11 protein-coding genes and 1 pseudogene are annotated in these 12,554 nt (G+C 56.7%); 4 read left to right on the top strand and 8 right to left on the bottom strand.

The annotated features are described in order from the left end of the window. Positions 1-89 precede the first annotated feature (89 nt). Positions 90-1,511, bottom strand: coding sequence for a serine endoprotease DegP (degP, locus tag OGY62_RS18160; protein WP_012133996.1), 1,422 nt, complete (start codon positions 1,509-1,511; stop codon positions 90-92). 132 nt (positions 1,512-1,643) lie between these two features. Then, positions 1,644-3,158: a dGTPase gene (dgt, locus tag OGY62_RS18165; protein WP_286460378.1), complete on the bottom strand. Its 1,515-nt coding sequence runs from the start codon at positions 3,156-3,158 to the stop codon at positions 1,644-1,646. An 83-nt stretch (positions 3,159-3,241) separates the two neighbouring features. On the opposite strand from dgt, the gene mtnN reads away from it, so the two are divergent. Genes mtnN through OGY62_RS18180 form a run of 3 tightly spaced genes read left to right on the top strand, consistent with a single transcriptional unit; the run spans position 3,242 to position 5,393 of the window. Next, positions 3,242-3,940 carry a 5'-methylthioadenosine/S-adenosylhomocysteine nucleosidase gene (gene mtnN, locus OGY62_RS18170; protein WP_012133998.1) on the top strand — a complete coding sequence of 233 codons (699 nt, stop codon included), beginning with the start codon at positions 3,242-3,244 and terminating at the stop codon, positions 3,938-3,940. Beyond that, positions 3,933-4,733 carry a vitamin B12 ABC transporter substrate-binding protein BtuF gene (gene btuF, locus OGY62_RS18175; protein WP_012133999.1) on the top strand — a complete coding sequence of 267 codons (801 nt, stop codon included), beginning with the start codon at positions 3,933-3,935 and terminating at the stop codon, positions 4,731-4,733. The genes mtnN and btuF overlap by 8 nt, the downstream gene beginning before the upstream one ends. 36 nt (positions 4,734-4,769) lie before the next feature. Beyond that, positions 4,770-5,393 carry a TRIC cation channel family protein gene (locus OGY62_RS18180; protein WP_012134000.1) on the top strand — a complete coding sequence of 208 codons (624 nt, stop codon included), beginning with the start codon at positions 4,770-4,772 and terminating at the stop codon, positions 5,391-5,393. Positions 5,394-5,498: 105 nt separating this feature from the next. Here the strand turns inward: OGY62_RS18180 and erpA are convergent, their stop codons facing one another. The 3 genes and pseudogenes from erpA to clcA all read right to left on the bottom strand — a co-directional run bounded on the left by erpA (position 5,499) and on the right by clcA (position 7,345). Beyond that, on the bottom strand, positions 5,499-5,843 hold the full coding sequence (gene erpA, locus OGY62_RS18185; protein ID WP_012134001.1) for an iron-sulfur cluster insertion protein ErpA: 345 nt from the start codon (positions 5,841-5,843) through the stop codon (positions 5,499-5,501). Then, positions 5,836-5,895: pseudogene (gene yadW / locus OGY62_RS18190) on the bottom strand (small protein YadW). Before yadW ends, erpA begins: the two are co-directional and overlap by 8 nt. Positions 5,896-5,923: 28 nt before the next feature. Then, positions 5,924-7,345, bottom strand: a complete 1,422-nt coding sequence (gene clcA / locus OGY62_RS18195; RefSeq protein WP_047458831.1) for a H(+)/Cl(-) exchange transporter ClcA — start codon at positions 7,343-7,345, stop codon at positions 5,924-5,926. A gap of 170 nt (positions 7,346-7,515) precedes the next feature. Between clcA and hemL the strand changes: the two genes are divergently transcribed. Further along, on the top strand, positions 7,516-8,796 hold the full coding sequence (gene hemL / locus OGY62_RS18200; protein WP_112001167.1) for a glutamate-1-semialdehyde 2,1-aminomutase: 1,281 nt from the start codon (positions 7,516-7,518) through the stop codon (positions 8,794-8,796). A gap of 70 nt (positions 8,797-8,866) precedes the next feature. Here the strand turns inward: hemL and fhuB are convergent, their stop codons facing one another. The 3 genes from fhuB to fhuC are packed head-to-tail and all read right to left on the bottom strand — an operon-like array spanning position 8,867 to position 12,533. Beyond that, positions 8,867-10,849 carry a Fe(3+)-hydroxamate ABC transporter permease FhuB gene (gene fhuB / locus OGY62_RS18205; protein ID WP_058668589.1) on the bottom strand — a complete coding sequence of 661 codons (1,983 nt, stop codon included), beginning with the start codon at positions 10,847-10,849 and terminating at the stop codon, positions 8,867-8,869. Further along, positions 10,846-11,736, bottom strand: coding sequence for a Fe(3+)-hydroxamate ABC transporter substrate-binding protein FhuD (fhuD, locus tag OGY62_RS18210; RefSeq protein ID WP_024130692.1), 891 nt, complete (start codon positions 11,734-11,736; stop codon positions 10,846-10,848). The genes fhuB and fhuD overlap by 4 nt, the downstream gene beginning before the upstream one ends. Next, positions 11,736-12,533: a Fe3+-hydroxamate ABC transporter ATP-binding protein FhuC gene (gene fhuC / locus OGY62_RS18215; protein ID WP_112001170.1), complete on the bottom strand. Its 798-nt coding sequence runs from the start codon at positions 12,531-12,533 to the stop codon at positions 11,736-11,738. The genes fhuD and fhuC overlap by 1 nt, the downstream gene beginning before the upstream one ends. Positions 12,534-12,554: the final 21 nt, after the last annotated feature.

The following is a 12,554-nucleotide window of genomic DNA, read 5'->3' on the forward strand; positions in this document are numbered from 1 at the left end:
ACTAAAGCAGAGAAGTATGGAGTTGTGGGGGGCCTCACAGAATGTGAGAAATGCCCTTTTCCCGGACAGGAAAAGGGCAAGAGAGGAAATTACTGCATCAGCAGATAGATGGTGCTATCGCCACGCTGAATATTCAGCGCCAGAACAGAAGGTTTGCTGTCGAGGATTTTACGCAGCTCAGCGATGTTCTTAATCGCCTGCTGGTTGGCTCCCACAATCACATCCCCTTTCTTCAGGCCAATCTGCGCAGCCGGCGTATTCGGCTTCACGTTGCTGACAACAACGCCTTTATCCTGGCCTTTGTTGCTCATTTCCGCGCCTTCAATACCATTGAAGATGGAGCTGGAATCAACCTGATTCTGGCTGCTCTGTTGCAGTTCCAGGTTGACAGTCACCGGCTTGCCATCACGCAGCAGACCAAGGCTGATTTTGCTGCCTACCGGCATCGTACCCACCTGGGCGCGCAGCGCGGCAAAGCTGCTGATCGGCTTACCGTTCAGGGACGTGATCACATCCCCGGCTTTAATACCGGCTTTCGCCGCAGAAGAGTTCGCCATCACCTGGCTGACAAACGCGCCGCGCTGGGCATCAACTTTCATCGCCTTCGCCAGTTCAGAGTTTAGCTCCGTCCCCATGATACCCAACTCACCGCGTTTAACCTGGCCATACTCCACCATCTGGGAGGTCAGGTTTTTCACCATGTTGCTGGGGATAGCAAAACCAATACCGATGTTGCCGCCGTCCGGCGCAAGAATCGCGGTGTTAATCCCGATCAGTTCACCGTTCAGGTTCACCAGCGCGCCACCGGAGTTACCACGGTTGATGGCGGCATCCGTCTGGATAAAGTTTTCGTAGTTTTCCGCGTTCAGACCGCTACGGCCCAGTGCGGAGACGATACCGGAAGTCACCGTTTCGCCCAGACCAAACGGGTTGCCGATAGCGACGGTATAATCCCCCACGCGCAGCGCGTCGGAATCCGCCAGCTTAATGGCCGTCAGATTTTTCGGGTCCTGAATTTGAACCAGCGCGATATCAGAGCGCGGATCTTTACCGACGACCTTGGCGTCAAATTTACGGCCATCGCTCAGTTGAACTTTGATGACCGTCGCGTTATCCACCACATGGTTGTTGGTGACGACATAACCTTTTGCGGCATCAATAATGACGCCGGAGCCCAGCGCCATAAATTTCTGTTGCTGACCGCCGCCCTGACCCCCGCCCTGGCAGAACGGAGAACTCTGGAACGGCGAACCGTCCTGGCAGAATGGCGAATCATCGCCAAAGAACTGCTGGAAATTACGCGGCATACGCGGCGTGTTAACGGTTGTGCTACCTTCCACGTTGATACTCACCACCGATGGCATCACTTTTTCGAGCATCGGTGCCAGACTTGGCATCTGCTGGGCAGTCGTTGCCGAAGACGCCGTCTCAGCCGCCGTTGCAGACAGGGGGGACAGCGCCAAACCTAAACTCAGAGCCAGTGCACTCATTGCTAATGTGGTTTTTTTCATGTGTTTCAATCTCGATTAACAGATAACGCAAAATTGCTGTGTACGTCAGATTCGTTTTATAGCGCGAAGTTCCAGAATAAAGTTTCTGGAAAAAGTAAAAATTTATTGTTCATCTTTACAAAAGCGTATTTATTATTCAACCGCCATCAGACGCCGGTATTCATCCCAGGCGTACAGATCCGTCATCCCGCTGATATAATCCTGGATCAAACGGCAGCGATAATAATATTCCAGCATGGGGTACTCCGGCGCCTCCGACGATAATTTACTGACGGCCTCCACGTAAGCCAGGCGATGGCGCGTAGAGAGCTTCTGGAATAAACGAGATTCTATTGGAAAGCGCTTCACCCGCTCTTTTTCAACCAGTTCCCTGAAATCGACCAGGGACATACGTAATAACGGTTGGTAAATTTCTAATAACCCGCTGATGACGCGGTAGCCCTGTAATTCCAGTTGTTCAACATCCGGGTGGCTAAACACATGTTTTATCGCCACATTTTTATATAACTCAAGCAACTGGCTGAAGCTGCTGGCGTCTTCCAGCAGCGCATGATTGAAACTGCCGTCAAAGATTTGCGGCAAGTTATCAATAAAACGCTGAGCCGCGTAGGGCACCAGTTTATTTAGCGTATTCACGCGTAAATACATAAAGAACTGATCTTCCGTACTGCGACTTAGCGAATTTGAGCGAGACTTTTCCCAGGCATTCTCAACAACCTGAGTAAACAGCGACCCTTTTTCATGGTGGCCCCATGCTTCGTAAAGATGGTGATATAACTGCTCAACGCTGAAGATTCTTTTCTCGACGGCATCTTCCAGATCGGCCACGCAATAAGAGATATCATCGGCGGCCTCCATAATCCATGTTAATGGGAAGCGGCTGTAAGGCGCTAACGCAAGTTCTTTACGTAACCTCTCAATATACGGCGCTTCAGAGAGATAATACCCCGGCTTCTTCATTAAATAACGGTGCGTCGCGGGCGTTTCTCCTCGCCACCATGCCGGGCGAGTGTATTTTAAAATGCCGCCCACCTGCGCCCAGGTCAGATTCATGCGCATTAATGTATGCACCAGGCGGATGCCCTGCGCGTTGCCCTCGAAATGACATAAATCCTGGCGCACCTTGCGACGAATGTCATTCAAAGACTCCTCGCCTTCACGCAGACGCAGCGCCGCCACCGCGCAGCGATCGTCGCTAAGCGGCTGGCTTTCCGCATCCGCCGGGTGCAGGCGCTGGCGAAACCAGTCATTGATCGCCGCCTCGCCGAAATGACCAAACGGCGGATTGCCAATGTCATGCATCAGGCAGGACATTTCCACAATGCTCTCAAAGGGGCCGGTCAGTTCATCCAGACCGTATTGTTCCAGCAGCTTTAACTCTTTTAACCGGCTCAGGATCTCTTTCGCGATATAACGCCCGACCTGCTGCACCTCCATAGAATGCGTCAACCGCGTCCGAACGGCGGCGTTACGTTCCAGTGGAAAGACCTGCGTTTTTTGCTGAAGCCGACGGATCGCCGGGGAATTGATGATGCGTCCACGATCGCTTTCAAAGATCCGCAGGATCTCATGTTCGGTCTTCACCCCCTGCGGTGAACGATAACGACGATGCCAGTTAATTTTATTTCGGAAATCGATCTGTGCCATGTCCTCTCCCGCCTGAGAAATGCGCTTCCCCTTAAGCGCATGATAGACTATGCCCTCAAATCTGGCTTATCGCGAGTAAATCTATGAAAATCGGCATCATTGGTGCAATGGAAGAAGAAGTTACGCTGCTGCGTGACAAAATCGAAAACCGTCAGACGATCACCCTGGGCGGTTGTGAAATTTACACCGGCCAACTGAACGGGACCGAGATTGCGCTGCTGAAATCCGGCATCGGTAAAGTCGCGGCGGCGCTGGGCGCAACGTTGCTGCTGGAACGTTGCAAGCCGGATGTCATTATTAATACCGGTTCCGCTGGCGGTCTGGCCCCGACGCTGACAGTCGGCGATATCGTCGTTTCCGATGAAGCGCGTTATCACGATGCCGACGTTACCGCGTTTGGTTATGAATTTGGTCAGCTCCCTGGCTGCCCGGCAGGTTTTAAAGCCGACGACGCGCTGATCGCGGCGGCGGAATCCTGCATCGCAAAACTCAACCTGAATGCGGTTCGCGGACTGATCGTCAGCGGCGACGCTTTTATTAACGGTTCCGTGGGCCTGGCGAAAATCCGCCACAATTTCCCGCAGGCGATTGCCGTGGAAATGGAAGCGACCGCGATCGCGCATGTCTGCCATAACTTCAACGTACCTTTCGTGGTGGTTCGCGCCATCTCTGATGTGGCCGATCAGCAATCCCACCTCAGCTTTGACGAATTCCTGGCCGTAGCCGCGAAGCAGTCCAGCCTGATGGTTGAAACGCTGGTGCAGAAACTGGCGCATGGCTAAATTATTCTCCAGGGCGCTGGCCGCCCTGCTTTTAGCCCTTCCGCTGTGGCTTTGCGCCGCACCGCGCGTCGTTTCCCTCTCCCCTTCCAACACCGAACTTGCCTTTGCCGCAGGGATCACGCCCGTTGGCGTCAGCAGTTATTCCGACTATCCCCCGCAAGCAAAAAACATCGAAGAAGTCTCCACCTGGCAAGGGATGAATCTGGAACGTATTGTGGCGCTCAAACCCGACCTGGTTATCGCCTGGCGAGGGGGCAATGCTGAACGGCAGGTTAACCAGCTGGCGTCCCTGGGCATTAAAATCATGTGGGTGGATGCCGTAACCATTGAGCAGGTCGCCGACGCACTGCGCCAGCTTGCCGCATGGAGTCCTGAGCCAGAAAAAGCCAGACGCGCAGCGCAAACGCTGCTGGACGAGTATGCCGCGCTAAAGTCGCAGTACGCTGATAAACCGAAAAAACGCGTTTTTCTCCAGTTTGGCGCGAATCCGTTATTCACCAGCGGAAAAGGCTCCATCCAGCACCAGGTTCTTGAGGTCTGCGGCGGAGAAAATATTTTTGCGGGCAGTCGCGTCCCCTGGCCGCAGGTCAGCCGCGAGCAGGTGCTGGCCCGACATCCGCAGGCGATTGTCGTTACCGGCGATGCGGGCGAAATTCCTAAAATAGAACAATACTGGCAAAATCAGCTAAAAATCCCGGTTATACCGCTGAATGGTGACTGGTTTGAACGCGCGAGCCCGCGTATCATCCTCGCCGCAAAACAACTCTGTAATGCGCTTTCACAAGTAGAATAGAACCTGCGCAGTCAGGTTCTCAGTGGGGATTCGATAATGCTCGTCTATTGGCTGGATATTGTAGGCACAGCTGTCTTTGCTATCTCTGGCGTATTGCTGGCCGGAAAGTTGCGTATGGACCCGTTTGGCGTACTGGTATTGGGCGTCGTGACCGCAGTGGGCGGCGGGACGATCCGCGATATGGCGCTGGATAACGGGCCCGTCTTTTGGGTCAAAGATCCGACCGACCTGGTGGTGGCGATGGTCACCAGCATGCTCACCATTTTGCTGGTGCGCCAGCCGAGACGATTGCCTAAATGGATGCTTCCCGTGCTGGATGCCGTCGGCCTCGCGGTGTTCGTCGGTATCGGCGTCAATAAGGCGTTCCTTGCTGAAACAGGCCCGCTGGTCGCCATCTGTATGGGCGTGATTACCGGCGTCGGCGGCGGGATTATCCGCGACGTGCTGGCGCGTGAAGTGCCGATGATCTTGCGCACGGAGATTTATGCCACGGCCTGTATTATCGGCGGCATCGTGCATGCGACGGCGTTTTATACCTTTTCCGTGCCGCTGGAAAGCGCCAGTATGATGGGGATGGTTGTGACGTTAATGATTCGTCTGGCCGCAATTCGTTGGCATTTAAAATTACCGACGTTTGCTCTGGATGAGAACGGGCGTTGATTTCACTGCCCGATGGCGCTGACGCTTATCGGGCCTACATTCAGGAACGCAGCAACACGCACCGTAGGCCGGATAAGACGCCCTGCGTCGCCATCCGGCAATACATCAGATACTAAAGGACGAACCACACCCGCAGGTGCTTTTCGCATTCGGGTTGGTGACCACAAAGCGGGAACCTTCCAGACCTTCGGTGTAATCGACAGCGCCGCCTACCAGATATTGCAGGCTCATCGGGTCAACCACCAGGCCAACACCCTGCTTCTCGATGGTCATATCACCTTCGTTCACCTGATCATCAAAGGTAAAACCGTACTGGAAACCGCTGCAACCACCGCCGGTGATATACACGCGCAGTTTCAGATTCGGGTTATCTTCGTCAGCGATCAGGCTTTTTACTTTCTTGGCTGCTGCTTCAGTAAATTGCAGTGGCAGCGCTACGTCATCACTCATTTTTTGCTCCAAACGACATTGGCAATTGGGCAAATTATAACCCAATCGTTATGGCATTATCTAATACCCTGGTATTTCATTCAAGTATTCTCACCAGCGGCCGACCGCTGGCTTTTTGCCGCCTGCTCCGCATCCTGTTTCGCCAGCGTGCGCGCAAGGATGGTGGAGTATAGCGGTTTTCCGCCCATAAATTGTGCTAATAGTGTTGCGCCAAGACAGGTAATAATCATTGGCAAAATGAGCTGATAGTTATCGGTCATCTCCAGCACTAACACGATTCCCGTTAAAGGCGCACGCACCGACGCCGCCAGCAACGCGCCCATTCCGGCAATCGCAAATGTTCCGGCCTCCAGATGGTACTGCGGAAAACACGCCGCAGCCGCCATACCAAATGCGGTGCCGAGCAACGTCCCCAGCGCCAGCATTGGCGCAAAAATTCCGCCGGGCGCACCGGATGAGAAACAAAGCAGCGTGGTAAGGACGCGGGCGATAAAAATAAACAGCAGCAGGCCTACGCTGTAATTCCCCGCCGCCGCAATGGGGATCAAATTAAATCCACCGCCCGCCGCTTCCGGCTCAATTAAGCCGAGAATGCCGCACAGGCCGCCGATCGCGCCGCCCATCAGAACCCACTTTTTGATTTCACCGCCGTGAAAACGCTGGAACATATCCTGAGTGCGCAATACCAGGTGATTGAACAGCGGCCCGACGCAGCCAAAAATCATACCGAGGATTAAATATAACCATAGCGTATTAACCGGTGCGTTTGAGAGCTTCCCGACCTCAATAATCGGCGCTTCACCGTTAAAAATACGAAACACAATGCTCGACATGATCACGCCCGTAAACACGGCTTTGATCGAAATTAAATTGTAGCGAAACTGCGGGCGCATCTCTTCGATGATAAATAAGATCCCCGCCAGCGGCGCGTTAAAGGCTGCCGATAACCCTGCGGCCGCACCGGTTGCCAGTAAGGTGTGACGCGCCTCGGCGCTACGCATACGGAAGAGGTCCAGCACCATCCGCCCGATATTGCCCCCGATTTGTACCGTCGGCCCTTCCCGCCCCAGCACCATGCCAGCGCCCAGCGTTCCCATACCGCCCACAAATTTCACCGGCAGCACGCGCCACCAGCGAACAGGACGCAACTCTTCCAGCGCGCCTTCTATTTCCGGGATGCCCGACCCACCGGCTTCTGGCGCAAACTTACGCACCAGAAAATAACCGACCATCGCCAGCAGCGCAGAGAGGATAAAGGCCAGCGGCCAGACCAGAATCGCGTAATCGGCCGTCTGAACGAGCGCGCCGATACGTAAGTTCTGCACCCAGGTCACGGCTTTCTCAAACGCAACGCCAATAAGACCCGTGACGGTGCCGACCACCGCCGCCGTTAATAAGATGGCCAGCGGCGTTTTATCCCGCTGAAGTAGTCTGCGGATCAGATCCCCGCGCCGTAAGCGCACAACTTGCTGTGCTTCGAAAGTGGGAGTGTCTGTGTTCATCAGATGATCATTAATTGGTAATACAAATACAGAAGCGGCATTGTACCCGCCTGTTTCGGGAAAATCCCCTGTAAATCGTCATGTTTCAAATGCGCAAAATGTTCATAACCTTCTGTGAATAACTTAGAATAAAGGGCATTCACTTTTTCTACGAACCAGGAACCCCATCCATGAGCAAGTCTGAAAACCTCTACAGCGCAGCGCGCGAGCTTATCCCCGGCGGCGTCAACTCCCCTGTTCGCGCCTTCACTGGCGTGGGCGGCACCCCGCTGTTTATCGAAAAAGCAGACGGCGCGTATCTGTATGATGTCGATGGCAAAGCGTACATCGATTACGTCGGCTCCTGGGGTCCGATGGTGCTGGGCCATAACCACCCCGCCATCCGTAATGCAGTGATTGAAGCCGCTGCGCGCGGGCTGAGCTTCGGCGCACCGACCGAGATGGAAGTTAAAATGGCGGAGCTGGTCACCGAACTGGTGCCGACTATGGACATGGTGCGGATGGTGAACTCCGGCACCGAAGCCACAATGAGTGCGATTCGCCTGGCGCGCGGCTTCACCGGTCGCGACAAGATCATCAAATTTGAAGGCTGCTACCACGGCCACGCCGACTGCCTGCTGGTGAAAGCGGGTTCCGGCGCACTGACGCTGGGCCAGCCGAACTCACCGGGCGTTCCGGCTGACTTCGCCAGACATACCCTGACCTGCACCTATAACGATCTGGCCTCTGTACGCGCGGCGTTCGAGCAATATCCGCAAGAGATTGCCTGTATTATCGTCGAGCCGGTGGCGGGCAATATGAACTGCATCCCTCCGCTGCCGGAATTCCTGCCGGGCCTGCGCGCCCTGTGCGACGAATTCGGCGCGCTGCTGATCATCGACGAAGTGATGACCGGTTTCCGCGTGGCGCTGGCGGGCGCACAGGATTATTACGGCGTAGTGCCGGATCTGACCTGTCTGGGCAAAATCATCGGCGGCGGTATGCCGGTAGGCGCATTTGGCGGACGCCGCGATGTGATGGACGCACTGGCGCCGACTGGCCCGGTTTACCAGGCGGGAACGCTTTCCGGCAACCCGATTGCCATGGCGGCGGGTTTCGCCTGCCTGACCGAAGTCGCCCAGCCGGGGATTCACGAGACGCTGGACGAACTGACGACCCGACTGGCAGAAGGCCTGCTGGACGCCGCGCAGGAAGCCGATATTCCACTGGTGGTGAATCACGTCGGCGGTATGTTCGGCATCTTCTTTACCGACGCGGAATCCGTAAACTGCTATCAGGATGTAATGGCATGCGACGTTGAGCGCTTCAAACGTTTCTTCCACATGATGCTGGATGAAGGCGTTTACCTGGCGCCGTCCGCCTTCGAGGCAGGTTTTATGTCCGTGGCGCACAGCATGGACGATATCAACAACACCATCGATGCCGCGCGTCGGGTATTTGCAAAACTGTAAATCGTCATTGCCGGGTGGCGCTTACGCTTACCCGGCCTACATATGGCGCCGTAGGCCGGATAAGGCACCATTACCGGCTCTGCTTACGTAACAGATAAATAAAATACGGCGCGCCGATAAACGTCGAGAGCAATCCCGCCGGGATCTGATACGGGAACAACACCATTCTGCCGCACCAGTCGGCGAAAACCAGCAGTATTCCCCCCGCCAGCGCCGACATAATCATATGCGGCATCGTGCGGCGAAAACCGAGCATCCGCGCGATATGCGGCGCCATCAGCCCGACGAAGCTCAGCGGCCCAATGGTCATCGTCGCGGTCGCCGTCAGACAGGCCGCCAGCAACAACAGCCCAACACGCGATGGCGTCAACGCGATACCCACCGCCCGCGCCGTCTCGCCGCCCAGCGGTAAAATGGTTAACCAGCGACGACACAGCGGCGTAATCGCCAGCAGAATCACCATCACAATGCCGGTGCGTACCACCTGTTCTTCCGACGCGTTGTAGGTCGAACCGGAGATCCAGGTCAGCACTCCCGCCATGCGCGGATCGCCGCTCGCCTGTAACATCATCAACAGCATCGTAAACGCCGTACTGAGCGCCATCCCCGCCAGCAGCATACGGTGCGGAGAAAAGCCCCCGCGTCCTGCCGCGACCATGATGATCAGCAACGTCGCCGCCGCGCCGATGCTCCCGGCAGGCAGCAACCAGCCAAAGGCGTTACCCGGCACCAGGAACAGCATCAGCACCACGCCGAACGCCGCGCCGGAGCTGATACCCAGCACTTCCGGGCTGGCCATCGGGTTTCCGGTCAGGCGTTGAATAATGCACCCCGCCACCGCCAGCATCACGCCCGCAATCAATGCCGCCAGAATACGCGGCCAGCGCCAGGGCATCAGTTCATCCAGCAGCGCGCCGCTCGCCCAGTTCCAGCCGTGCGCGTCACGGCCAAAAGAGAGCGCCACGAACACCGCTAACAGCAGCACGACACCGCCTGCCAGCGCAAAACTCAGCACATGCTGGCGTTCCGCCGCTACGCGGTCATTGGCGTTCATTGCCGGCGCGCTCATGCTGCGCAGACGCGGCAGCAGCCACAGCAACAGCGGCGCGCCAATCAGCGCCGTCACGGAACCCGTGGAGACCTCCATCCAGACGCGGGTCAGCCACAAAATGGTCTGATCGGAAAGCCAAAGGATCAGCGCGCCAATCAGCGGCGCCAGCATCAGGCGCGCCAGTAAGCGACGCGCCCCAAGCATTTTCGCCAGCAGCGGGGCGAACAGGCCGATAAAGCCGATAATCCCAACGGCGTTAACCAGCATCGCGCTGAGCACGATCGCCAGCGATAAAGCCGCCAGACGCGCCAGCGACAAGGCCAGCCCCAGATTGCGCGCCACGCCGTCATCCAGCCCCATCAGGGTCATCGGACGCAGCAATAGCAAGGTGAGCATCACGCCGCCCAGCAGCTGCGGCCACAGCCTCTGCACCCCGCTCCAGTCGGTTTGCGTCAGCGTTCCGGTGCTCCACAGGAACATGCTTTGCAACTGGTCGTGGTGGAAAATCACCATCAGCTGGTTAATCGCCCCGCAATACAGGCTCACCACCAGACCGGCGAGAATCAGCGTAACCGGTGACAGGCGTTTTCCCCAGGCGACGCCAAACACCAGCGCCCCCACCACGCACGCGCCTGCCAGCGCCGCAAATTGCGTGGCCATCGCGCCGGGAATCGCCCATAGCGTCGTTAGCGTAATCCCGAGCTGCGCCCCTGTCGCCACGCCGAGCGTCGTTGGCTCCGCCAGCGGGTTACGCAGCACCTGCTGGAACAATACGCCCACCAGCCCAAGCCCGGCCCCGACCAGCAAGGCGATCGCCAGACGCGGCAATAGGCTATAGTGGAAAATCATTTGCTCAATGCTGTCGATATCCGGCGACCAGAACGCTTGCTGCCACTGGCTGCGCGGCAATGCGATGGAGAAGTTAAACCAGGTCAGCCAGGCAGCAGCGATAAATAACACCGCCAGCAGCAACGCCGGAAATAGCGCAATACGTCGACTCACGCTTTACCTCCCAGCGCATTATCCAGAATGCGCACGAAACGCATGCTCGACAGCGTCGCGCCATAAAACCAGACGGCAGGCACGCGCTGAAAACGTCCGGCGCGCACAAACGGCATCGCCTGCCACAGCGGCGTCGCCATCAGCGCAGCCATATCCGGGTTATTGCCGTGATCAAAACAGAGGACGTCAGCGTCTTTATAGGCCGCCAGCCGGTCGATACCAACCGCAGTGCTGCCCCAGAAATTGGTTTCCCCCTGCCAGGCATTGCGAATGCCGAAGGCGTCCAGCGTCTCCTGGAATAAGCAGTTCGGGCCGAAAACCAGCATATGGCGCGGATCGAGCAACGTCATCAGCAGCAGGGGCCGGTCGCCACGCCGGGCAAAGCGCGGTTTCTGGCTGTCGATAAAACTATCGTATTCCGCCAGATGGCGGCTGGCCGCAGACTCAAGATTAAGCAGTTGCGCCATTTCAATTAACGACTGACGCGCTACCGCTAACGGTTTTTTGCCGTCGCTGAAGCTAAAGCCGCGCCCCGGCGCGATACGCGCCAGCTTTTCAGGCGAAGGGCCATAGCCTGCCGACCAGACCATAAATGAGGGCTTCATTTCGGTCAGCAGTTCCAGATTGGGTTCGGTACGCAGCCCAACGTCAATGACCGACTCCGGCAATGCGGGCTCGTTAACCCACAGGCGATAATTGGGAATATCCGCCACGCCGTAAGGCATGATGCCGAGCGCTAACAGCAGCTCTACCGGCAACCACTCCAGGGCGACAATACGATGAGGATCGACGGTTGCGGCCCGGGCTTGCCCCATTTGCCAGAGCAGAGGAGAAAGCGCCATCGCCGTTAACAATCGACGTCGGGTAATAGAATGTAAACCGCTCATTAATAGACAAAACTCACGGGTGCGGCACCAGCCGGATGCGGCAAAATTCCCATCGGGATGCCATAAATCAGCTCCAGCGTTTCACCACGCATCAACTCTGCTGGCGTTCCCTGGGCAATCATTTCGCCACCGCGCAGCGCCACCAGATAATCACAGTAGCGGGCCGCCATGTTGATGTCGTGCAAAACGGCAATCACCGTCAGCCCACGCTGCTGGCTTAAGCGGTGCACCAGCGCCAGCACATCAACCTGATGTGCGATATCCAGCGCGGAGGTGGGTTCGTCGAGTAGCAAACAGCGGCTATCCTGGGCCACCAGCATGGCGATCCACGCCCGCTGACGTTCCCCGCCGGAGAGGCTGTCCACCAGACGGTGCGCCAGTGGTTTTAGTCCCACCAGCGTAATCGCCTCTTCCACTTTTTCTCTGTCGGTTACGCCAAAACGACCCAGCGCGCCGTGCCACGGATAACGCCCAATCGCCACCAGTTCGCGCACCGTCATCCCTTCCGCCTGCGGAAGCTGCTGCGGCAGATAGGCGACCTTGCGGGCAAACGCTTTACTGTTCCAGCTGTTCAACGGCTGATCGTCGAGCAACACGTCGCCTTCCGACGGCGGTTGATGCCGCCCCAGCATTTTCAGTAAGGTTGATTTACCTGAACCGTTGTGACCAATAAGCCCGGTAACTTTACCCACCGGAAAGGTCAGCGAAAGAGGATGCAGAAGCGTGCGGCCAGGCACACGAAAGGAGACATTACGTAGGGCGAAAGTCGTGTCGGGACGGGTTGTGTTTTCCTGCATAGCGGCCAACTTGTAAAGCGG

This window comes from Citrobacter sp. CK198 (genome assembly GCF_030333295.1).
GTDB classification, from domain to species: domain Bacteria; phylum Pseudomonadota; class Gammaproteobacteria; order Enterobacterales; family Enterobacteriaceae; genus Citrobacter_B; species Citrobacter_B koseri.

Bases quoted from the DNA above. Each gene is read 5' to 3' on its own strand.
- degP (WP_012133996.1), bottom strand. From the start codon at position 1,511: ATGAAAAAAACCACATTAGCAATGAGTGCACTGGCTCTGAGTTTAGGT.
- dgt (WP_286460378.1), bottom strand. From the start codon at position 3,158: ATGGCACAGATCGATTTCCGAAATAAAATTAACTGGCATCGTCGTTAT.
- mtnN (WP_012133998.1), top strand. From the start codon at position 3,242: ATGAAAATCGGCATCATTGGTGCAATGGAAGAAGAAGTTACGCTGCTG.
- btuF (WP_012133999.1), top strand. From the start codon at position 3,933: ATGGCTAAATTATTCTCCAGGGCGCTGGCCGCCCTGCTTTTAGCCCTT.
- OGY62_RS18180 (WP_012134000.1), top strand. From the start codon at position 4,770: ATGCTCGTCTATTGGCTGGATATTGTAGGCACAGCTGTCTTTGCTATC.
- erpA (WP_012134001.1), bottom strand. From the start codon at position 5,843: ATGAGTGATGACGTAGCGCTGCCACTGCAATTTACTGAAGCAGCAGCC.
- clcA (WP_047458831.1), bottom strand. From the start codon at position 7,345: ATGAACACAGACACTCCCACTTTCGAAGCACAGCAAGTTGTGCGCTTA.
- hemL (WP_112001167.1), top strand. From the start codon at position 7,516: ATGAGCAAGTCTGAAAACCTCTACAGCGCAGCGCGCGAGCTTATCCCC.
- fhuD (WP_024130692.1), bottom strand. From the start codon at position 11,736: ATGAGCGGTTTACATTCTATTACCCGACGTCGATTGTTAACGGCGATG.
- fhuC (WP_112001170.1), bottom strand. From the start codon at position 12,533: ATGCAGGAAAACACAACCCGTCCCGACACGACTTTCGCCCTACGTAAT.